The organism is Streptococcus mitis (genome assembly GCF_946188685.1).
GTDB lineage: Bacteria > Bacillota > Bacilli > Lactobacillales > Streptococcaceae > Streptococcus > Streptococcus mitis_CC.
In genome coordinates this window covers 54289-75482 of record NZ_CAMHWH010000003.1, presented here as the reverse complement: position 1 = coordinate 75482, position 21194 = coordinate 54289, and the positions used below count along the sequence as shown (strand labels likewise).

The window sequence follows — 21194 nt, the reverse complement described above, 5'->3', positions numbered from 1 at the left end:
ACTATTTAACAAAAAACGAACAGGCTCTTTTTCTGTTATTCAGAAAAGAACTTGTTCGTTTTAACTTTTATGGTCTTAGCTTGCTTTTTTAAAACACGCGATATACATAGGGATTTTCTGGTTTATCGACTTTGGTAAAGCTATCGATTTCCAAGGTTGGGAGGTTTTGTTTGAGTTCTTTATGGTAGTGATTGACCAGTTTTCCTTTGGCTGTTATCCAGGTGTTGTTCTCATACTGACGGGTATTTCCCTTGGTCAGTAATCCATAGACACCTGAATCCGCGATACAGTGAATAATGCCGAAGCGGAACAGAAATTGGCTATTGGCATGACTGGGGTCATTATAGACAAAGCCAGTGAACTGGACTGTCTTACCCTCAAACTCATCTGGATAGTCGTAGATAGCTTCCATGACTTCCATATAGTTTTCATTCGTAATCTGAATGCTATCTTGGGACAAGTATTTATCCGCCGCAGTTCGCATCTCCTTTTCATAGGCTGTTTTTGAAAAATAAGAACTGGTATCTGGTTTCAAATATTGGCTTGTCGTCCCTTCACTTGTCTGAATGGCTTGATCCGTGCCTTCTGATAAGGGGAATTGATAGCCTTTGGCAGAAACGGTCTGAGAATCCAAGCTAACAGTTGGAAAAGTTAAACCGACGACAATTGGAATGGCAAGAAGAGCAATACTAGTTCCTTTAGATAATCGGCTATTCAGATGACTGTGGGTTTTGACTTGCTTCATCCAGATATACAGCTGGACGATTGCCAAGATAAAGGAAAGCACCATGGAAATATAGGCCAGATAGGAATAGTGCATGTTGATGTACTGGTTTAATTTGCCGGACAGATGGAGATAAATAGTCAATTCAAAATAGCCAGCTAAAACTAAAAATCGAATCATAGGACGACTCCAATCAAGAGAGAATATACTAAGACAACGAGTGTCACAATCGTAATGAAGTGACTGATAAATCGTGCTTTCAAGTAATTTTTCATCATGAGAATATTTTTGATATCCAGCATTGGGCCAATTACGAGAAAGGCCAAAACTGGTGCTAAGCCGAAACTCGAGAGAAGAGAAGATCCGATAAAAGCATCAGCCTCACTACAGAGAGAAAGAAGAAAGGCTAAAATCATCAAGAGCAGGATGGCAAAAAGAGGGGTTGCACTGATAGAGGTCAGAATCCGTGTCGGAACATAGACCTGTATAACAGAGGCAAAGAGACAGCCAAATACCAAATAACGCCCCGTATCAAAAAATTCATCAATGGCCTGCACAAAGACCTGAAAAACTTTTTTTGCAGAGCTCAAGTGAGAAAAATCATGCTCATGACAAGCCAACCGATCTTCTTTTTGAATCGGTTCTTGCCAGAAAAATCCTAGAAAAATCCCAAGTATCACAGCCACAAGAATGGAACCAAGAGCTCGTAACAGGGCAACGTGGAATGAGTTGCCAAAGGCAGAATAGGTCGCAAAGAGAACAATGGGATTGATAACAGGTGCTGTCACAAGAAAGGGAACGGCTGTGTAACTGGGAACCTTTTTTTCCAGAAAACGATTGATAATGGGGACGATTCCACATTCACAAGAAGGGAAAAGCATCCCGACAAAGGTCCCAAAAAAGATTCTCCCCCAACGATTTCGAGGGAGAAAATGATAAACCTTTTCAGGTGTGATATAAACCTCAATCAGCCCTGAAACAATACTTCCTATCAGAACGAAGGGTAGGGCTTCAATGATTATAGAGAGAAAAATAGCCCCAGTCTGAAGCACGCTAGATGGGAGTTGTTGGAAAGCAGTCATCTAGTTTTTCTTTTCTGCTTTAGCTTTTTTCTCTTTGTCATCAGGGAAAGTGACTTGCTTCAAATCTGGGAGTTTAGCAAACTCTTCAAACATCTTGTCCAAGTCGTCCGTTTTTGTAAATTTTACAGCCATAGGTGTACCTCGATTCTAAATTCTACCTCTATTATACTATTATTTTGAGGAAAAGTGAAAAGTTAAAATTGAGTATCTAACGAATAATAGAGCGTGATATATCCAAATATACACTATGATTATGATATAATAATTGTGAAATAACGGAGGAAATGATGGAACATAAAAAGATCGGTCAGGTAACTGACGAAGTAAAAGAAATTTTTAATATTGTTCTTGAAGCTAGTGATATTAAAGTTAACAAAGAAGGTTTAAGAAGTCATATGTTGAAACGGCATCATAATGATGTGATTCATCATATCGAAGATCTGGAACTCATACTAAGGAACCCAGATTTCGTCGGGGTCAATCCACGAGAGAAAGATGCTAGTTTTGAATATGTAAAAAGATTTGATAATAATGTTCTTGTTGCGATTAAGTTACATAAAAGTGGCGATTTCTTTTATGTTCCGACCATGTATCGTTTACAAGATTACAAGTTACAAGGTCGTATTAAGTCTGGTAGATTGAGAAAACTTGACAAAAAAAGTAGATAGTGCTAGAATAATATTAAAGAAAGACATTTGAGGGCAGAAAGGTTCCTGCCGCACCTTGAAAAAGGTATCTGAGATGCTGGGTACACCGACCAGCCAAGTGTCCGTTATTTCAAAGGAGGGAGCTTAATGCTCCTTTTTTGTTTAAAAATTTCAAAAAAGATTACACTCACCGCAGGCTCAGGCATGCGATTTTTTATTTGCTCTGAAAATTGATTCGTTAACTTCAACAAATAGCTTTATAAAGCGTTTTGTAAAAAATAAAAACAGTGAAATTACTCATAGATTTTTTTGTAATCTAGTAGAATTTTAAATTGAAACCTTCTCAATGAATAGAATATTGAAATGAAGTAAATTTATTTCCCAACTTATGTTTTAAAATTGTAAGAGCTAATTTGAAACGTTTAGCTTGTGGTATAATAGATTTATGGATAAAAAATATGAAAAAATCTCTCAGGATTTGGGAGTGACGTTAAAGCAAATCGATACCGTTCTAAGTTTGACAGCTGAAGGGGCGACAATTCCCTTCATAGCGCGTTATCGCAAGGACATGACTGGTAGTCTGGATGAGGTGGCGATTAAGGCTATTATCGACTTGGATAAAAGTCTGACCAATCTCAACGACCGTAAGGAAGCTGTTTTAGCTAAGATTCAAGAACAAGGCAAGTTGACAAAGGAGTTGGAAGAAGCAATCTTAGCAGCCGAAAAACTAGCAGATGTTGAAGAGCTCTATCTTCCATACAAGGAAAAGCGTCGGACCAAGGCAACCATTGCCCGTGAAGCCGGACTCTTTCCTCTTGCTCGCTTGATTTTGCAGAATGTAGCGGACTTAGAGAAAGAGGCTGAAAAGTGTGTCTGTGAAGGATTTGCGACTGGTAAGGAGGCCTTGGCTGGTGCAGTTGATATCTTGGTCGAAGCCTTATCGGAGGATGTCAATTTACGCGCTCTAACTTATCAGGAGGTGTTGAGACACTCTAAACTCACTTCTCAAGTCAAGGATGAAAGTCTTGATGAAAAGCAGGTTTTTCAGATTTATTATGATTTTTCAGAGACGGTTGGAAATATGCAGGGTTATCGTACCTTGGCTCTCAATCGTGGGGAGAAGCTAGGTGTCTTGAAGGTCGGTTTTGAACATGCAACGGACCGTATCCTTGCCTTCTTTGTTGCTCGTTTTAAGGTAAAAAATGCCTACATAGATGAGGTAGTTCAGCAATCTGTTAAGAAAAAAGTCTTGCCTGCTATCGAGCGCCGTATTCGGACAGAATTAACCGAGAAAGCAGAAGAAGGAGCTATCCAACTCTTTTCTGACAATTTGCGCAATCTCCTATTGGTTGCTCCACTGAAAGGGCGCGTGGTTCTTGGGTTTGACCCAGCCTTTCGTACAGGTGCCAAGCTAGCTGTCGTGGATGCAACAGGAAAAATGCTGACAACTCAGGTTATTTATCCTGTTAAACCAGCATCAGCTCGTCAAATCGAAGAAGCTAAGAAAGATCTGGCAGACTTGATTGGTCAGTACGGCGTGGAAATCATTGCAATCGGAAATGGAACGGCCAGTCGTGAAAGTGAAGCCTTTGTGGCAGAAGTCCTTAAGGATTTTCCAGAAGTCAGCTATGTTATCGTCAATGAAAGTGGTGCTTCGGTCTATTCTGCCAGTGAACTTGCCCGTCAGGAGTTTCCAGACTTGACTGTTGAAAAACGCTCTGCTATTTCTATCGCCCGTCGTTTGCAAGATCCCCTTGCCGAGTTGGTTAAAATCGATCCTAAGTCAATCGGTGTCGGTCAGTACCAGCATGATGTCAGCCAGAAGAAACTGTCTGAAAGTCTGGACTTTGTTGTCGATACCGTGGTGAACCAAGTCGGTGTCAATGTCAATACGGCTAGCCCAGCTCTTCTTTCCCATGTCGCTGGACTCAATAAAACCATTTCTGAAAATATCGTCAAATACCGTGAGGAAGAAGGAAAAATCACTTCACGTGCCCAAATCAAGAAAGTTCCTCGGTTAGGTGCCAAGGCTTTTGAACAGGCAGCTGGTTTCCTTCGTATCCCTGAAAGTAGCAATATCCTTGATAATACAGGAGTTCACCCAGAAAACTATGCTGCGGTTAAGGACCTCTTCAAACGTTTAGATATTAAAGACCTAAACGAAGAAGCACAAAGCAAACTCAAGTCGCTTTCAGTCAAGGAAATGGCGCAAGAGCTCGACCTTGGTCCCGAAACTCTTAAAGATATCATTGCAGACCTTCTCAAACCAGGTCGAGATTTCCGTGATTCCTTTGATGCTCCAGTTCTCCGCCAAGATGTCCTAGATATCAAAGACCTAGTGATTGGTCAGAGGCTAGAGGGTGTGGTGCGTAATGTAGTTGACTTTGGTGCCTTCGTTGACATTGGAATTCACGAAGACGGCTTGATTCACATTTCGCATATGAGTCGCAAGTTTATCAAACACCCTAGTCAAGTTGTGTCAGTCGGAGATTTGGTGACCGTTTGGGTCAAGAAAATCGATACTGAACGTGAAAAAGTCAATCTGTCGCTCCTCGCTCCAAATGAAACTGACTGATTACGTCAAGCAGGTTTCACTAGAAGACTTCGGCAAACCTTTTATCCATCATGTTCAGTGGAATAGGCGTCTACGTTCGACAGGTGGGCGATTTTTCCCCAAAGATGGGCATTTGGATTTTAATCCCAAGGTTTATCAGGAACTCGGTCTGGATGTTTTTAGGAAAATTGTCCGCCATGAACTCTGTCATTATCACCTCTATTTTCAAGGGAAGGGCTATCAACACAAGGATCGGGATTTTAAGGAACTGTTGAAAGCAGTGGATGGATTACGCTTTGTGCCCTCCTTGACAAATAGCCACTCTAAACCACCCAAACTCTATCGTTGTCAATCCTGCCAGCAAAGGTATCATCGAAAGCGAAAGATTGATACCAAACGCTATCGCTGTGGACTTTGTAGAGGTAAATTGCTACTTATAAATCAGCCTGAGGACTGATGAAAGCCGAGCCTACCCGTGATATACTATGTCTAACCTAGCAGAAAGAGGAAAAATCATGAACAGTAAATTTTATAAAATGAGACGAAATCGCATGATTTCAGGAGTTCTGGCAGGTCTGTCAGATAAGTGGAACTTTGATGTTACCCTTGTTCGTTTCTTGTTTGCCATTTTTACAGTTGCAAACTTTGGACTTGGCGTGATTATCTATATCATCCTAGCTTCTATCATGCCTACCAAGGAAGAAATCGAAGCAGAAATGTACGGAACAGGCCCACGCAAACGCAAAGAAGTCCAGGCCATTGACGATAATGAAGGCTGGTTTTGGTGAGGTAGAAACAGTTATTTTACTGTTAGTCTATGAATTAGACTAATCTATTTTAAAATTTTTGAACCCTTGTATCTGCAAGGGTTTTCTTCTTGCTTTCTTTTTATGGTAAAATATTTCTAATAAAATATCTACATTCCCCCAATCTTACAAAAATGTAAGATTAAAGCCTTTTTTGTAAGGTTAGGTTATGGCAAGCGGTCTTTTTTTGATGTAAACTAGACTCATAAAGAACAAAGGAGTAACATCATGAAAAAAATCTTACATAAGAAAACAAGAAAACTAAGCCACAAAGATATCGAGCGCGTTCAGTTGGGGTGCGCTATGATGCAAGCAACATTTCATTTGATGGGATATTAAGAAAGGAGATTCTCATGACACTTTTAGATGTAAAACACGTTCAAAAAATTTATAAAACTCGTTTTCAGGGCAACCAAGTAGAAGCCCTCAAGGATATTCACTTTACCGTCGAAAAAGGCGATTACGTCGCTATCATGGGTGAGTCTGGTTCTGGTAAATCAACTCTTCTCAATATTCTAGCTATGCTGGATAAACCAAGTCGTGGGCAGGTTTACTTAAATGGAACGGACACCGCAACCATTAAAAATTCACAAGCCTCTAGCTTCCGTCGTGAAAAGCTAGGATTTGTCTTCCAAGACTTTAACTTGCTAGATACTCTATCTGTTAAGGATAATATCTTGCTTCCACTTGTCTTGTCAAGAAGACCTATTACGGAGATGATGAAGAAATTGGTGGTGACAGCTGAGAATCTGGGAATCAACCAATTACAAGAGAAGTACCCTTACGAGATTTCTGGTGGTCAGAAACAGCGTGTAGCAGTAGCACGCGCCATCATCACAGAACCTGAAATTCTCCTTGCGGATGAGCCAACAGGAGCCCTTGACTCCAAATCATCTGCAGCCTTACTTGATGTCTTTGATGAAATCAATGAGCGCGGCCAAACTATTCTCATGGTAACTCACTCAACGGCAGCAGCTAGCAGAGCCAAGCGCGTGCTCTTTATCAAAGACGGCATTCTTTACAATCAAATCTACCGTGGAGAGAAGACAGAGCGTCAGATGTTCCAAGAAATCTCTGATACCTTGACTGTCATGGCAAGCGAGGTGAATTAGTATGTTTCGATTAACCAATAAGTTAGCGGTATCGAACTTGATTAAAAACCGCAAACTCTACTATCCTTTTGCGCTGGCTGTTCTCTTGGCAGTCACTGTCACCTATCTCTTTTACTCTCTAACCTTCAATCCCAAGATTGCTGAAATCCGTGGAGGAACAACCATTCAGGCTACACTTGGATTTGGTATGTTTGTCGTCACCCTTGCGTCAGCCATTATCGTCCTCTATGCCAATAGTTTTGTCATGAAGAACCGTTCCAAGGAACTAGGAATTTATGGCATGTTGGGCTTGGAAAAGCGTCATCTTATCAGTATGACCTTTAAGGAGTTAGTGGTATTTGGGATTCTAACTGTTGGAGCGGGTATCGGTATTGGAGCCTTGTTTGACAAGTTAATTTTCGCTTTCCTACTCAAACTGATGAAATTAAAGGTAGAACTAGTCGCTACCTTCCAAATGAATGTTGTCATTGCAGTACTTGTTGTCTTCGGTTTGATTTTCCTAGGCCTCATGTTCCTGAATGCTCTTCGAATCGCGCGTATGAATGCCCTCCAGCTTTCTCGTGAAAAAGCTAGTGGTGAGAAAAAAGGTCGTTTCCTACCTCTACAAACTATTCTTGGTTCCATAAGTTTAGGGATTGGCTACTATCTTGCCCTTACTGTAAAAGATCCTCTCACAGCCCTAACAACTTTCTTCCTAGCTGTTTTACTGGTTATCTTTGGTACCTATCTTTTGTTCAATGCAGGGATTACCGTTTTCCTTCAAATCTTAAAGAAAAATAAGAAATACTATTACCAACCAAATAACCTTATCTCAGTCTCTAACTTGATTTTCCGTATGAAGAAAAATGCAGTTGGATTAGCAACAATCGCTATTTTGTCAACAATGGTCTTGGTTACCATGTCTGCAGCGACAAGCATTTTCAATGCCTCAGAATCCTTTAAAAAAGTGATGAATCCGCATGACTTTGGAATTACTGGACAAAATGTTGAAAAAGAAGACTTGGACAAACTCTTGAGCCAGTTTGCAAGTGACAAAGGTTATAGTGTCAAAGAGAAAGAAGTGCTTCGTTACAGTAACTTTGGTATTGCAAATCAAGAAGGAACCAAGTTAACCATTTTTGAAAGGGGACAAAATCGTGTTCAACCTAAAACAGTCTTCATGGTATTTGACCAAAAAGACTATGAAAATATGACTGGTCAGAAGCTTTCTCTATCAGGCAATGAGGTCGGCCTCTTTGCAAAGAATGAGGGAGTTAAAGAACAGAAAACTCTAACTCTGAACGATCATCAATTTTCTGTCAAAGAAGAATTTACTAAAGATTTCATTGTCAACCATGTCCCAAATCAGTTTAATATTTTGACTGCTGATTACAATTACCTTGTTGTTCCTAATTTGCAAGCATTTTTGGATCAATTCCCAGATTCGGCTATCTATAATCAGTTTTACGGTGGCATGAATGTAAATGCCAGCGAAGAAGAACAACTCAAGGTTGCTGAAGAATATGATAAATACCTCAATCAATTTAATGCTCAATTAAACAAGGAAGGTAGCTATGTTTATGGTAGCAATCTATCAGATGCTAGTGCTCAAATGAGTGCCCTCTTTGGTGGTGTCTTCTTTATCGGTATTTTCCTATCCATTATCTTTATGGTCGGAACCGTTCTGGTCATCTACTACAAACAAATTTCTGAAGGCTACGAAGACCGTGAACGCTTTATTATCTTGCAGAAAGTCGGTTTAGATCAAAAGCAAATCAAGCAAACCATTAACAAACAGGTTTTAACTGTTTTCTTTCTTCCTTTGCTTTTTGCCTTCATACATCTCGCCTTTGCCTACCATATGCTTAGTCTGATTTTAAAAGTGATTGGTGTAATAGATACGAATATGATGTTGATTGTGACCTTGTCTATCTGCGCTATCTTCCTTATCGCCTATGTGCTGATTTTCATGATTACTTCAAGAAGTTATCGCAAGATTGTCCAAATGTAAAAAAAGATACCTCGACTTCAAAATCGAGGTATTTCTTGTCTTCTAAATGCTGAAAAGTTGTCCGAGTAAGAAGGTAACTCCCATGGTCAAGAGACCAATAGCAAGGTTCCGAATCATAGCCGTTTTGGTTGGGGCTTTTCCAAGTCTTGCACTAGTGTAACCAGTGAGAAGAAGGGCCACACCGACGATAAGGACGGTAGCAAGGATGCGGTATTCACTTGGGAAAATGGTAATTGAAAGCATGGGTGGTAAGCTACCAAGGAAAAAAGAAATAAAGCTAGAGATGGCAGCGTGCCAAGGATTGGTAAACTCTTCATACTCTATCCCGTATTTTTCCTCTACCAAAGCCTTGAGCGGATTATTTAAAAAGGCTTTGTTGGTGAGAAGTTGGGCTGATGTTTCACACTCGCCATTTTGAATATAGGCAGCATAGAGGGACTTTTTGGCTAGTTCCATATCTTGGTCTAGCAAGACTTGCTCACGCGCAACGGCCGCTTCCTCAGTATCTTTTTGAGTTGAAACGGACACATATTCTCCACCTGCCATCGAAAAGGCACCGGCCAAAATAGCCGCAAATCCTGATAAAAAGATAATCCAGATATTGCTCGTAGCACTGGCAACCCCAATAACCACACCAGCGATGGAAATAATCCCATCATTAGCACCAAGAACACCCGCACGCAGGATATTTAAACGACCTGCAAAATTTGAATCGATTTCGTGATTTGTTTCTGACATACTATTCTCCTTTTTATCCAGTATAAAGGAAAGAGGTAATGAAATCAATCTTTTAAAAGTATCTGAAAAAAGTTGCACGATTTTAATTTTACGAGCTTTTTTAAAAGTTAGAAACACCACTAGCTAGTAGAGAAGGATAAAAGAGATGCAAAGCTGATAGACTCGTCCTTTTTCTAGTTATCTATGGTATAATAGGAGGTAGATTTACTAATCGGAGTAAGAAAGATTTTATGATTAAACTAGTAGCAACAGATATGGACGGAACCTTCCTAGATGAGAATGGACGCTTTGATATGGACCGCCTCAAGTCTCTCTTGGTTTCCTACAAGGAAAAAGGGATTTACTTTGCGGTGGCTTCGGGGCGCGGATTTTTATCTCTAGAAAAATTATTTGCTGATGTTCGTGATGACATTATTTTTATCGCGGAAAATGGCAGTTTGGTAGAATATCAAGGTCAAGACTTGTATGAAGCGACCATGTCTCGTGAGTTTTATCTGGCAACTTTTGAAAAGCTGAAAACGTCACCTTATGTAGATATCAATAAATTGCTCTTGACGGGGAAAAAAGGCTCTTATGTGCTAGATACAGTTGATGAGACTTATTTAAAAGTGAGTCAGCACTATAATGAAAATATCCAAAAAGTAGCGAGTTTGGAAGATATCACAGATGACATTTTCAAATTTACAACCAACTTCACAGAAGAAACGCTGGAAGCTGGGGAGGCTTGGGTAAACGAAAACGTGCCTGGTGTTAAGGCCATGACAACTGGCTTTGAATCCATTGATATTGTTCTGGACTATGTCGATAAGGGTGTGGCTATTGTTGAATTGGCTAAAAAACTTGGTATCACAATGGATCAGGTTATGGCTTTTGGAGACAATCTAAATGACTTGCATATGATGCAGGTTGTGGGACATCCTGTAGCTCCTGAAAATGCACGACCTGAAATTTTAGAATTAGCAGAGACAGTGATTGGTCACCATAAGGACCAGTCGGTTATAGCTTATATGGAGGGCTTATAATGGCAGATATAAAATTGATTGCATTGGACTTGGACGGGACTTTGCTGACTACTGATAAAAAGTTGACGGATCGTACCAAGGCAACCTTGAAAGCTGCGCGTGATCGTGGTATTAAGGTTGTATTGACAACTGGTCGTCCCTTAAAAGCTATGGATTTCTTTCTCCATGAGCTAGGGACTGAAGGCCAAGAAGATGAGTATACCATTACTTTTAATGGTGGTTTGGTTCAGAAAAATACAGGTGAAATCCTTGATAAGACAGTTTTTTCATATGATGATGTGGCACGCTTGTATGAGGAAACAGAGAAATTATCACTGCCTTTTGATGCTATCTCAGAAGGAACTGTTTATCAAATTCAATCCGACCAAGAAAGTCTTTATGCCAAATTTAATCCAGCTTTGACTTTTGTTCCAGTGGACTTTGCAGACTTGTCTAGTCAAATGACCTACAACAAATGCGTGACTGCCTTTGCTCAAGAACCCTTGGATGCAGCCATTCAGAAGATTTCTCCAGAATTGTTTGATCAATATGAAATCTTTAAATCACGTGAAATGTTGCTAGAGTGGTCACCAAAGAATGTTCATAAAGCAACAGGTTTGGCTAAACTAATCAGCCATCTTGGAATCGACCAAAGCCAAGTCATGGCCTGTGGTGATGAGGCCAATGACCTTTCTATGATTGAGTGGGCAGGACTCGGTGTTGCCATGCAAAACGCTGTTCCTGAAGTCAAGGAAGTCGCAAATGTGGTAACTCCTATGACCAACGATGAGGAAGCTGTCGCCTGGGCTATCGAAGAATATGTGCTAAAGGAGAATTAAGATATGGGATTATTTGACCGTCTATTCGGAAAAAAAGAAGAACCTAAAATCGAAGAAGTTGTAAAAGAAGCTCTGGAAAATCTTGATTTGTCTGAAGATACAGAAGCTGAGGAAGTTTCTCAAGAAGATGCAGAAGTTGAAATTGTTGAACAAGCTGAGCTCCAAGAAGATAAAATCCAAGACACAGTTGAAGAAAGTCTGGATTCAGAGCCAGTTGTAGAGATTCCTCAAGAAGAAATAGAAGAATTTGTAAACTCAGAAGAAGTCTCAGAGAAAGAGAATTATGAGTTCCTAGAGACTGTAGAAGAAAATAGTTCTGAAGTGCTTGAACCAGAAACGTCTCAAGTAGAAGAAACTGTTCAGGAAAAATATGATCGTAGTCTTAAGAAAACTCGTACAGGCTTCGGTGCTCGTTTGAATGCCTTCTTTGCCAATTTCCGCTCTGTCGATGAAGAATTCTTCGAGGAACTGGAAGAATTACTGATCATGAGTGACGTTGGTGTCCAGGTGGCTTCTAATTTAACTGAGGAACTACGCTACGAAGCCAAGCTTGAAAACGCCAAGAAACCTGACGCACTACGCCGTGTCATCATTGAGAAATTGGTTGAGCTTTATGAAAAGGATGGCAACTACGATGAAAGTATCCACTTCCAAGATGGCTTGACAGTCATGCTCTTTGTTGGTGTTAATGGTGTTGGGAAAACAACTTCTATCGGGAAACTAGCTCACCGCTACAAACAAGCAGGTAAGAAGGTCATGTTGGTTGCGGCAGATACCTTCCGTGCGGGGGCAGTAGCACAGCTAGCTGAATGGGGCCGTCGTGTAGATGTTCCGGTTGTAACTGGACCTGAAAAAGCTGACCCAGCCAGTGTAGTCTTTGATGGCATGGAACGGGCTGTAGCCGAAGGTATCGATATTCTTATGATTGATACCGCTGGTCGTCTGCAAAATAAGGATAACCTTATGGCTGAGCTAGAAAAGATTGGTCGTATCATCAAACGTGTTGTGCCAGAAGCACCGCATGAAACTTTCTTGGCTCTGGATGCATCAACAGGTCAAAATGCCCTTGTACAGGCCAAAGAATTTTCAAAAATCACACCTTTAACTGGAATTGTCTTGACTAAGATTGATGGAACTGCTCGAGGTGGTGTGGTTCTAGCCATCCGTGAAGAACTCAATATTCCTGTAAAATTGATTGGTTTTGGTGAAAAAATCGATGATATTGGAGAGTTTAACTCAGAAAACTTTATGAAGGGTCTCTTGGAAGGCTTAATCTAATTAGAAGTAAAAATCCTGCAAGGAACAAACTTGCAGGAATTTTTTTATTCTAAACGACCATCTTGACGATAGGCGATATCTGGTTGCCAAGTCCATTTGGCACCGAATTTTTCAAGTAAGTCAAAGCTTGCTTGAGGTCCCATGCTTCCAGCTTTATAGTCATGAAGTGGGGCACCATTTTCAGCCCAGAGTTCTTCGATACGGTCAATCAATTTCCATGACGCACCAACTTCATCCCAGTGGCTAAAGTTAGTTGAGTTGTTATTTAAGACATCATAAATCAATTTCTCGTATGGTTCTGGAGAAGCACCAGTTGCGGTCGCATCTGTACGGTAATCAAGTGAGTTGGGAGCCAAGTTGAATTCTTCTCCTACTTGCTTTCCATTTAGGCTAAGAGAGAAGCCTTCTGTTGGTTGGATATAGATGGTCAAAATGTTTGGAGCAAGTGGTTCTCCAAAGATAGAATCCATTTGTTTAAAGACGATGTTGACATGAGTTCCTTTCTCAGTCAGTCGTTTACCAGTACGGAAGAAGAAAGGAACACCACTGAAGCGATCGCTGTTTACAAAGAAGGCACCAGATGCAAAGGTTTCAGTTGTAGATTCTGGATTCACATTTGGCTCGCTACGATAAGAGATATATTTCATGCCATCAATCTTACCTGAACGGTATTGACCACGGATAAAGTGTTCTTTAAGCTCTTCATCCGTTGGATGATAGAGGTTTTTAAAGACCTTAATCTTTTCAGCACGAATCTCGTCCTTTGTGAAGCTTGCTGGCTTATCCATGGCAAGCAGAGAAAGCAGTTGCAAAGTGTGGTTTTGGACCATGTCACGGAGTGCACCAGATTGGTCATAGTAACCACCACGTTCTTCTACACCCAAGCGCTCCGCAAAGGTAATTTGAACATTATCGATAAAGTCCTTGTTCCAAACATTTTCAAAAATCAGGTTTGCAAAGCGAACTGCAAAGATGCTTTGGATCATTTCCTTACCAAGATAATGGTCGATACGGAAAATTTGTTCTTCGTCAAATGTTGCCAGGAGCTCGTCATTCAACTTGCTTGCAGTTGCGTAATCTGTACCAAATGGTTTTTCAACGATTAAGCGCTCAAAACCTTTACCATCCACAATGTTTTCAGACTTGAGGTGTTTGGCGATAGTTCCAAAGAACTGAGGTGCCATAGACAAGAAGAAGAGCTTGTTGTGTTCAGCTTGGTACTTGTCATTTAGTTCAGCCTGCAATTGACGTAAAGCAATGTAGTGTTCTGTATCATTGACATCATGACTTTGATAGTAGAAGTGGCTAGCGAACTCCTGAGCTTGTTCGGTACTATCTGCCAAATCAAGGATGGATTCGACTACAACAGATTCAAAATATTCCTTGCTCCAAGGACGACGAGCAGTTCCAATGACTGCAAAGTGCTCGGAAAGATTGCCGGATTTATATAGTCTAAAAAGGGAAGGGTAGAGCTTGCGTTTAGCCAGGTCTCCACTCGCACCGAAAATTGTAACAATAACCTTAGATGACATCTAGCTACCTAATTTCTATTTTTATTCCTAGTCTTGCTAGGTATGAGGAAATCTCATTTCATAAACTTAATTCTAACATAATTTTCCGAAAAATCAAAAAATCCAATACGGGATAGAAAAAAACTGCAAGGAAATCCTTACAGTTTAAGTTTAGACGTTTAGGACCTTGTCCAAGAACTCTTTCAGACGTGGGTGTTGTGGGTTGTCAAAGATTTGATCTGGTGTTCCGTCTTCAAGGAATTCACCGTCTGCAGTAAAGATAACGCGGTTGGCAACCTGACGAGCAAATCCCATCTCATGGGTTACGATAATCATGGTCATGCCTTGCTCAGCCAATTCTTTCATAACGTTTAGTACGTCTCCAACCATCTCAGGGTCAAGTGCAGAAGTTGGTTCATCAAAGAGCATGATGTCTGGATTCATTGCTAGTCCACGAGCGATGGCCACACGTTGTTTTTGACCACCTGATAGGCTATCTGGGTTAGCATTAGCTTTATCTGCTAGCCCAACCTTCTCAAGCAACTCCATTCCCAATTTTTCAGCTTCTTCCTTAGTCATCAACTTGTGCTCAATTGGAGCAAAAGTAATGTTGTCCAATACAGACATGTGTGGGAAGAGGTTGAAGTGTTGGAACACCATTCCGATATTTTCACGGACGTGGTCAACGTTGGTTGTTTTTTCAGTTAAGTCATAACCGTTCACAGTGATGTGACCACTCGTAACTTCTTCTAAAAGATTGAGGCTACGGAGGAAGGTTGACTTACCAGAACCTGAAGGACCGATGATACAAACAACATCTCCTTCGTAGAATTTAGTTGTAATCCCTTTTAGGACCTTATTTTTTCCATATTGCTTATGTAAGTCATTTACATCAATTTTTAATTTTGCCATTAACGAATCCTCTTTTCTAAGCGTTTCGCTAGTCTAGTCAAAAGTGTGATAATTACAAGATAGAAGATAGCAAGGATTGCATACATCTTGAAACTTTGGTAGTTACGGGCGATGATAATCTTACCAGTTTGGAAGAGTTCAACCAAACCGATAGCAGATACGATAGTTGTATCTTTAAGAGCAATAACGAATTGGTTAACAAAGTTTGGCAACATCAATTTAGTGGCTTGTGGCAAGATAATCTTACGCATGGTTTTTCCATAAGAGATACCCAAGCTTCGGCTGGCTTCCATTTGACCAACAGGAACGGCCTGAATACCACCACGAACGATTTCAGCGATATAAGCCGCTGCATTGAGTGAGAGGGCAATAGTACCAGCTACAAAGTCGTTAATTGGACTTTGTTGGCCTGTGATAGACTCGATGAAGTTTGGAATTCCCCAGAAGATGAAGGCTGCAAGAATCATCAATGGAATACCTCGAATAACATCAACGAAAATCTCAGAGATTACACGAAGAGATTTATAGGGGCTGACACTAAACATACCGAAGATAATCCCGATGACAATGGCAATAGCAAATGAGATAAGAGCTAGAGCAAGAGTGATACCAAGCCCGCTAAGGAGCTGTTTGTAGTTATTTTGAAGCAAGCCCCAGATAGTTGTTTCGTCAACAGTGCTTGTTGAAGCAGATGAAGATTCGCTAGCTAGGTATTTATCAAGAATCTTTTGGAATTCTCCGTTTGCTTTAAGGTTTGCAAGTCCGTTGTTGAACATTTCAATCAATTCTGGATTTGCTCCTTTTTTAACGGCAAAGGCTGTTTCACCGATTGGAGTTCCAGGGATTGGTGTTTTCAATTTTTGTCCTTGACTGATAGAATATTTGAGGACAGGCTCATCATCCATAACGGCATCGATAGCTCCAGTATTTAAACTGTCATACATTGAAGAACCATCAGCGAAGGTTTTAATTTGATAACCGTATTTGCTTTGATTTTCTGTTAGGAAGGTTTGAGAAGCAGTTCCGTTTTTAACACCAACCGTCTTCCCTTTCAAATCTTCATAAGAAGCAATGGTACTTGATTCTTTGACACCAAGGATAGTATTGGCTGTGTAGTAGGATTCTGAGAAGTCAAAAGTTGCCTTACGAGCATCTGTGACAGACATACCAGCAATGATACCATCAGCTTGTCCAGCTTGAACAGCACTGATAGCGGCATCGAAACCAGGGTTGGTGATTTCAATTTCAAAACCTTGGTCTTTAGCAATTGCCTTAATCAATTCCATATCAATACCAGTAAATTGGTTGCTTGAGTTTTGGAAAACAAAAGGTGCAAAAGAAGAATCGCTGGCAATGATGTATTTGGCTTTAACAGGAATGGCTTTTAATCCTGCTAGAGTAGTTGTAGTTGGCACTGCTGAAGATGATGAAGCAGTCCATTTCTTGATGATTTTATCAAGACTACCATCTTTTTTCATTTCAGCCAAGGCTTGGTTAAATTCAGTGACTAGGTGCTCGTATTTGCTTCCTTTTTTAACACCGAAAGCAAAACTTCCTACAGCTTCACCATCCATTTCAATATGGAGGTCTTGACCTTGGTTAATGGCATATTCGATAACAGGTTTGTCATCCATCATGGCATCGATAGCACCAGCACTCAAGCTGTTGTTCATCAAATCACTAGTGTCAAATGTTTTAATAGTAAACCCGTATTTATCTTTGATTGTTTCAAGAAAACGTTGAGCAGCAGTTCCGTTTTTAACACCAACAGTTTTGCCAGTTAATTGGTCGTACTTGCTAATTTTGTGTGCCTTTGTAGTTGCAATGACAACTTTTGTATCATAGTAAGTATCAGACATGGTGAAGACTTTTTCACGTTCTTTCGTCTTTGTCATCCCTGCCATGATAGCGTCAGCTTGACCAGCTTGAACCGCATTGACCGCTGCGTCAAATCCAGGATAGGACATCTGAATGTTCCATCCTTTAATCTCAGCGACTTTGTTGATAATGTCAACATCAATTCCTTTATAAGTTTGATCTGAATCTTTAAACTCAAAAGGTGCATAGGCGGTATCAGAAACAATCTTAATCGTCTCTGCTTTCGCAATACCTAATGAGAAAATTGGGAATAAAATTAGCAAAAATGCTAGAAATTTTTTCTTCATTTTTAGTCTCCTTTTCCGAATATTTTCCCATTATATCAGAAAAAGTAAAAAAAGGCAAATTTTTATATTTTTGTGTCAGAAAATATAACATTGATTTTTTCTTTTCTTCCTTGAATTGCTATTAAAAACTGCTATAATAATAGTATATATAGAAGAAAAGAGGACAGGGATATGAAGAACAAAAGAATATTTAAAGACTTCCAAGCTTCAAAAATGAGTTTAAACATTTACACAAGCCCCTTGTTAGCCTTTGCTTTTGTCTTCATAGGAGAGTTTGTGGCTTATACTCTGTATGGTATTAGTTTATTAGCTTTCATCGGACTTGCTAGAAATTTTGGAGAGGCTGGTCAAAATCTTGCAACCTACTTGCAGACCTTGCATCAGAGCTTGACGGATAAAACAAGTGACTTTCATTTAATTTTAGATTTACTGGCCTTTGGGTTCGTTCTCAACACTGTGTTCAGATGGACTAAAAAAGTTGAGAAAAGACCTATTCGAACTTTGGGATTTTATAGAGAGAATTTCCTCAGCAATCTTCTGAAAGGATTTGGGCTAGGTCTGGCACTTTTTCTTCTGACCTTGTTAGGTTTAGTGGCCTTGGGGCAATATCGTTTTGAGTCCATTCATTTGAATCCTTATTCGCTTGCCTTTATCATTTTTACTATCCCATTTTGGATCCTACAGGGGACAGCAGAAGAAGTGGTGTCCCGTGCTTGGCTCCTTCCTCAATTGGCCTCAAGAACCAATCTCAAACTTGCTGTTCTTATATCTAGCTTATTCTTTACCCTGCTTCATATGGGCAATTCTGGTCTAACACCACTATCTCTAGTAAATCTCTTTTTATTCGGAGTTGCCATGGCTCTTTACCTTCTCAAAACTGATACAGTTTGGGGTGTTGCAGGTATTCATGGAGCCTGGAATTTTGCTCAGGGAAATCTCTTTGGGATTTTAGTTAGTGGTCAGCAGTCAGGAACGTCTTTGATGACCTTTTTACCACAAGGTAATCAAGATTGGCTATCAGGTGGTTCTTTTGGCATAGAAGGTTCTATCTGACAAGTCTAGTCTTGCTACTTTTGATTGTCTATCTTGGCTATCAATTAAAGAAAGAAAATGAAAGGATGTGACTTCGGTCCGTCCTTTTCTTCGTGAAAATGCTATAAGTATGCTAAAATAGGAATAGCACATGGAAAGAGGATTCTTATGATCAATCGCATTAAAGATAATCAATTTAAACTAGTATCAAAATATCAACCATCAGGAGATCAACCCCAAGCTATCGAGCAGTTGGTAGATAATATCGAGGGTGGAGAAAAAGCTCAGATTCTGATGGGGGCGACTGGAACAGGGAAGACCTATACTATGAGTCAGGTCATTTCCAAAGTCAATAAACCAACTCTGGTCATCGCCCACAATAAAACTCTGGCGGGTCAGCTCTATGGGGAGTTTAAGGAATTTTTCCCTGAAAATGCTGTTGAGTATTTCGTATCTTACTATGACTATTACCAACCAGAGGCCTATGTTCCTTCCAGTGATACCTATATTGAAAAGGATAGCTCTGTCAATGACGAGATTGATAAGCTCCGACACTCAGCGACTTCAGCCCTTTTGGAGCGTAATGATGTTATTGTCGTAGCTTCCGTCTCTTGTATCTATGGTCTGGGTTCGCCCAAGGAATACGCTGATAGCGTTGTGAGTCTGCGTCCAGGTCTTGAAATTTCTCGTGATAAACTCTTGAATGACTTGGTTGATATCCAGTTTGAACGTAATGATATTGATTTCCAACGCGGAAGATTTCGCGTTCGTGGGGATGTAGTGGAGATTTTCCCAGCCTCCCGTGATGAGCATGCCTTTCGAGTAGAATTTTTTGGAGACGAAATTGACCGTATTCGTGAGGTTGAAGCCTTGACTGGTCAGGTATTGGGAGAAGTGGATCATTTGGCGATTTTCCCTGCGACTCATTTCGTGACCAATGATGACCACATGGAAGTTGCCATTGCTAAAATTCAAGCAGAGTTAGAGGAGCAGTTAGCTGTCTTTGAAAAGGAAGGTAAACTGCTAGAAGCCCAGCGTTTGAAACAGCGGACAGAGTATGATATTGAGATGTTGCGTGAGATGGGCTATACCAACGGGGTTGAAAACTATTCACGCCACATGGATGGTCGTAGCGAAGGTGAGCCTCCTTATACGCTTCTCGATTTCTTCCCAGATGATTTCTTAATCATGATTGACGAGAGTCACATGACTATGGGGCAAATCAAGGGAATGTACAATGGAGACCGTTCGCGTAAGGAAATGCTGGTTAATTATGGTTTTCGTTTGCCATCAGCTTTGGACAATCGGCCTCTCCGTCGTGAAGAGTTTGAAAGCCATGTGCATCAGATTGTTTACGTTTCAGCGACACCTGGTGACTATGAAAATGAACAGACTGAGACAGTGATTGAGCAAATCATTCGTCCAACAGGACTATTGGATCCAGAGGTAGAAGTCCGTCCGACAATGGGACAGATTGATGACCTCTTAGGTGAAATTAATGCCCGTGTTGAAAAGAACGAACGAACCTTTATCACCACCTTGACCAAGAAAATGGCAGAAGACTTGACCGACTACTTCAAAGAAATGGGCATCAAGGTCAAGTACATGCACTCAGATATCAAGACTTTAGAGCGGACAGAGATTATCCGTGACCTGCGCTTGGGTGTCTTTGATGTCTTGGTCGGAATCAACCTCCTTCGTGAAGGAATTGACGTTCCTGAAGTGAGCCTCGTAGCGATTCTCGATGCTGACAAGGAAGGCTTCCTTCGTAACGAGCGTGGTCTCATTCAGACCATTGGTCGTGCTGCTCGTAATAGTGAGGGACATGTCATTATGTATGCGGACACTGTGACTCAGTCTATGCAACGTGCCATTGATGAAACTGCCCGCCGTCGGAAAATTCAGATGGCCTATAATGAAGAACACGGTATTGTGCCTCAGACAATCAAGAAAGAAATCCGTGACCTGATTGCTGTGACCAAGGCAGTTGCTAAGGAAGAAGACAAGGAAGTCGATATCAATAGTCTTAATAAACAAGAGCGCAAGGAACTCGTCAAAAAACTGGAAAAACAAATGCAAGAAGCCGTTGAAGTGCTTGACTTTGAACTAGCAGCTCAGATCCGAGATATGATGCTGGAAGTCAAGGCGTTGGATTAGAATATTACCTAAAGGAGAAAATATGTCCCGTTCCCAATTAACGATTTTAACAAACATTTGTCTGATTGAAGATCTCGAAACCCAGCGCGTGGTTATGCAGTATCGCGCTCCTGAAACCAATCGCTGGTCAGGTTATGCCTTTCCAGGAGGCCATGTAGAAAATGGTGAGGCTTTTGCGGAGTCTGTCATTCGTGAAATCTACGAAGAAACAGGATTGACTATCCAAAATCCTCAACTTGTCGGCATTAAAAATTGGCCACTAGATACAGGTGGGCGCTATATTGTCGTTTGTTACAAGGCGACTGAGTTTACTGGTACCCTTCGCTCTTCAGAAGAGGGAAAAGTTTCTTGGGTGCAAAAAGACCAGATTCCGAACTTGGATCTGGCCTATGATATGCTACCTTTGATGGAGATGATGGAAGCTCCGGACAAATCTGAATTTTTCTACCCTCGCCGTACAGAAGATGATTGGGAGAAGAAAATCTTCTAGTCTTTTACTAAATAACCGAGCTGATCCAAGGCCTCCTCGATATAGTGGAGGTCTTGTTGTGTTTCGTATCTAATAGTAATAGGAGATTAGTAAAAACATGTGTACTCTGAAATAAATTTAAAATATTTCTAAAAAAGTATTGACAAAACAAAAGAA

At 40.6% G+C, this 21194-nt stretch carries 18 protein-coding genes and 2 pseudogenes; 12 read left to right on the top strand and 8 right to left on the bottom strand.

The features are described 5' to 3' along the window. Positions 1-88 precede the first annotated feature (88 nt). Genes N8N51_RS03670 through N8N51_RS03660 form a run of 3 tightly spaced genes read right to left on the bottom strand, consistent with a single transcriptional unit; the run spans position 89 to position 1938 of the window. Complete coding sequence (locus N8N51_RS03670; protein WP_045611789.1) at positions 89-904, bottom strand: TIGR03943 family putative permease subunit; 816 nt, start codon at positions 902-904, stop codon at positions 89-91. Further along, positions 901-1806: a permease gene (locus N8N51_RS03665; protein WP_261051217.1), complete on the bottom strand. Its 906-nt coding sequence runs from the start codon at positions 1804-1806 to the stop codon at positions 901-903. Before N8N51_RS03665 ends, N8N51_RS03670 begins: the two co-directional genes overlap by 4 nt. Continuing rightward, entirely contained in the window at positions 1807-1938 is a 132-nt protein-coding gene (locus N8N51_RS03660) for an SPJ_0845 family protein (RefSeq protein WP_004234728.1), read from the bottom strand. Positions 1939-2093: 155 nt separating this feature from the next. Here N8N51_RS03660 and N8N51_RS03655 point away from each other — a divergent pair, with 155 nt between their 5' ends. From N8N51_RS03655 to N8N51_RS03630, 6 genes are all read left to right on the top strand, one after another. After that, positions 2094-2474, top strand: a complete 381-nt coding sequence (locus N8N51_RS03655; RefSeq protein WP_045611786.1) for a PBECR3 domain-containing polyvalent protein — start codon at positions 2094-2096, stop codon at positions 2472-2474. 424 nt (positions 2475-2898) lie between these two features. Continuing rightward, positions 2899-5028, top strand: coding sequence for a Tex family protein (locus N8N51_RS03650; RefSeq protein ID WP_261103595.1), 2130 nt, complete (start codon positions 2899-2901; stop codon positions 5026-5028). Further along, the gene (locus N8N51_RS03645; RefSeq protein WP_020902859.1) at positions 5015-5464 is read left to right on the top strand and encodes a SprT family protein; all 450 of its coding nucleotides are present in this window, start codon (positions 5015-5017) and stop codon (positions 5462-5464) included. The genes N8N51_RS03650 and N8N51_RS03645 overlap by 14 nt, the downstream gene beginning before the upstream one ends. Before the next feature lie 58 nt (positions 5465-5522). Further along, positions 5523-5795, top strand: a complete 273-nt coding sequence (locus N8N51_RS03640) for a PspC domain-containing protein (protein WP_004254425.1) — start codon at positions 5523-5525, stop codon at positions 5793-5795. Positions 5796-6166: 371 nt separating this feature from the next. Next, a complete protein-coding gene (locus N8N51_RS03635) occupies positions 6167-6925 on the top strand; it encodes an ABC transporter ATP-binding protein (protein WP_000173358.1) in 759 nt (252 codons plus the stop codon). A 1-nt stretch (position 6926) separates the two neighbouring features. Further along, positions 6927-8915, top strand: coding sequence for an ABC transporter permease (locus tag N8N51_RS03630; protein ID WP_261103594.1), 1989 nt, complete (start codon positions 6927-6929; stop codon positions 8913-8915). Positions 8916-8957: 42 nt separating this feature from the next. Here N8N51_RS03630 and N8N51_RS03625 read toward each other — a convergent pair whose 3' ends face one another. Beyond that, positions 8958-9653, bottom strand: a complete 696-nt coding sequence (locus N8N51_RS03625; RefSeq protein WP_229294928.1) for a VIT1/CCC1 transporter family protein — start codon at positions 9651-9653, stop codon at positions 8958-8960. Positions 9654-9883: 230 nt separating this feature from the next. Between N8N51_RS03625 and N8N51_RS03620 the strand changes: the two genes are divergently transcribed. From N8N51_RS03620 to ftsY, 3 genes are read left to right on the top strand one after another with little or no spacing between them, the layout of a single operon-like run. Then, on the top strand, positions 9884-10675 hold the full coding sequence (locus N8N51_RS03620) for a Cof-type HAD-IIB family hydrolase (protein WP_261103593.1): 792 nt from the start codon (positions 9884-9886) through the stop codon (positions 10673-10675). Continuing rightward, on the top strand, positions 10675-11493 hold the full coding sequence (locus tag N8N51_RS03615) for a Cof-type HAD-IIB family hydrolase (RefSeq protein ID WP_203180411.1): 819 nt from the start codon (positions 10675-10677) through the stop codon (positions 11491-11493). Before N8N51_RS03620 ends, N8N51_RS03615 begins: the two co-directional genes overlap by 1 nt. A 3-nt stretch (positions 11494-11496) precedes the next feature. Further along, on the top strand, positions 11497-12771 hold the full coding sequence (ftsY, locus tag N8N51_RS03610; RefSeq protein ID WP_261034147.1) for a signal recognition particle-docking protein FtsY: 1275 nt from the start codon (positions 11497-11499) through the stop codon (positions 12769-12771). Between the two features lie 44 nt (positions 12772-12815). On the opposite strand, the gene zwf is transcribed toward ftsY, so the two are convergent. From zwf to N8N51_RS03595, 3 genes are all read right to left on the bottom strand, one after another. Then, positions 12816-14303: a glucose-6-phosphate dehydrogenase gene (gene zwf / locus N8N51_RS03605; RefSeq protein ID WP_261103592.1), complete on the bottom strand. Its 1488-nt coding sequence runs from the start codon at positions 14301-14303 to the stop codon at positions 12816-12818. A gap of 150 nt (positions 14304-14453) precedes the next feature. Continuing rightward, a complete protein-coding gene (locus tag N8N51_RS03600) occupies positions 14454-15194 on the bottom strand; it encodes an amino acid ABC transporter ATP-binding protein (protein ID WP_001096324.1) in 741 nt (246 codons plus the stop codon). Then, complete coding sequence (locus tag N8N51_RS03595; RefSeq protein ID WP_261103591.1) at positions 15194-17359, bottom strand: ABC transporter substrate-binding protein/permease; 2166 nt, start codon at positions 17357-17359, stop codon at positions 15194-15196. Before N8N51_RS03595 ends, N8N51_RS03600 begins: the two co-directional genes overlap by 1 nt. A gap of 171 nt (positions 17360-17530) precedes the next feature. On the opposite strand from N8N51_RS03595, the pseudogene N8N51_RS03590 reads away from it, so the two are divergent. From N8N51_RS03590 to N8N51_RS03580, 3 genes and pseudogenes are all read left to right on the top strand, one after another. Then, positions 17531-18483, top strand: a pseudogene (locus N8N51_RS03590) (CPBP family intramembrane glutamic endopeptidase). 76 nt (positions 18484-18559) lie between these two features. Further along, positions 18560-20548: an excinuclease ABC subunit UvrB gene (gene uvrB, locus N8N51_RS03585; protein ID WP_060628201.1), complete on the top strand. Its 1989-nt coding sequence runs from the start codon at positions 18560-18562 to the stop codon at positions 20546-20548. A gap of 22 nt (positions 20549-20570) precedes the next feature. After that, entirely contained in the window at positions 20571-21038 is a 468-nt protein-coding gene (locus N8N51_RS03580) for an 8-oxo-dGTP diphosphatase (protein ID WP_033685160.1), read from the top strand. Here the strand turns inward: N8N51_RS03580 and N8N51_RS03575 are convergent. Continuing rightward, positions 21035-21112, bottom strand: a pseudogene (locus tag N8N51_RS03575) (DNA-binding transcriptional regulator); the annotation flags it as partial. The gene N8N51_RS03580 and the pseudogene N8N51_RS03575 sit on opposite strands and share 4 nt — an antisense overlap. Between the last annotated feature and the right edge of the window lie 82 nt (positions 21113-21194).

What these genes read in the sequence shown, in the direction of transcription:
- N8N51_RS03670 (WP_045611789.1), bottom strand. Translation starts at nt 904, where the DNA reads ATGATTCGATTTTTAGTTTTAGCTGGCTATTTTGAATTGACTATTTAT.
- N8N51_RS03665 (WP_261051217.1), bottom strand. Translation starts at nt 1,806, where the DNA reads ATGACTGCTTTCCAACAACTCCCATCTAGCGTGCTTCAGACTGGGGCT.
- N8N51_RS03660 (WP_004234728.1), bottom strand. Translation starts at nt 1,938, where the DNA reads ATGGCTGTAAAATTTACAAAAACGGACGACTTGGACAAGATGTTTGAA.
- N8N51_RS03655 (WP_045611786.1), top strand. Translation starts at nt 2,094, where the DNA reads ATGGAACATAAAAAGATCGGTCAGGTAACTGACGAAGTAAAAGAAATT.
- N8N51_RS03650 (WP_261103595.1), top strand. Translation starts at nt 2,899, where the DNA reads ATGGATAAAAAATATGAAAAAATCTCTCAGGATTTGGGAGTGACGTTA.
- N8N51_RS03645 (WP_020902859.1), top strand. Translation starts at nt 5,015, where the DNA reads ATGAAACTGACTGATTACGTCAAGCAGGTTTCACTAGAAGACTTCGGC.
- N8N51_RS03640 (WP_004254425.1), top strand. Translation starts at nt 5,523, where the DNA reads ATGAACAGTAAATTTTATAAAATGAGACGAAATCGCATGATTTCAGGA.
- N8N51_RS03635 (WP_000173358.1), top strand. Translation starts at nt 6,167, where the DNA reads ATGACACTTTTAGATGTAAAACACGTTCAAAAAATTTATAAAACTCGT.
- N8N51_RS03630 (WP_261103594.1), top strand. Translation starts at nt 6,927, where the DNA reads ATGTTTCGATTAACCAATAAGTTAGCGGTATCGAACTTGATTAAAAAC.
- N8N51_RS03625 (WP_229294928.1), bottom strand. Translation starts at nt 9,653, where the DNA reads ATGTCAGAAACAAATCACGAAATCGATTCAAATTTTGCAGGTCGTTTA.
- N8N51_RS03620 (WP_261103593.1), top strand. Translation starts at nt 9,884, where the DNA reads ATGATTAAACTAGTAGCAACAGATATGGACGGAACCTTCCTAGATGAG.
- N8N51_RS03615 (WP_203180411.1), top strand. Translation starts at nt 10,675, where the DNA reads ATGGCAGATATAAAATTGATTGCATTGGACTTGGACGGGACTTTGCTG.
- ftsY (WP_261034147.1), top strand. Translation starts at nt 11,497, where the DNA reads ATGGGATTATTTGACCGTCTATTCGGAAAAAAAGAAGAACCTAAAATC.
- zwf (WP_261103592.1), bottom strand. Translation starts at nt 14,303, where the DNA reads ATGTCATCTAAGGTTATTGTTACAATTTTCGGTGCGAGTGGAGACCTG.
- N8N51_RS03600 (WP_001096324.1), bottom strand. Translation starts at nt 15,194, where the DNA reads ATGGCAAAATTAAAAATTGATGTAAATGACTTACATAAGCAATATGGA.
- N8N51_RS03595 (WP_261103591.1), bottom strand. Translation starts at nt 17,359, where the DNA reads ATGAAGAAAAAATTTCTAGCATTTTTGCTAATTTTATTCCCAATTTTC.
- uvrB (WP_060628201.1), top strand. Translation starts at nt 18,560, where the DNA reads ATGATCAATCGCATTAAAGATAATCAATTTAAACTAGTATCAAAATAT.
- N8N51_RS03580 (WP_033685160.1), top strand. Translation starts at nt 20,571, where the DNA reads ATGTCCCGTTCCCAATTAACGATTTTAACAAACATTTGTCTGATTGAA.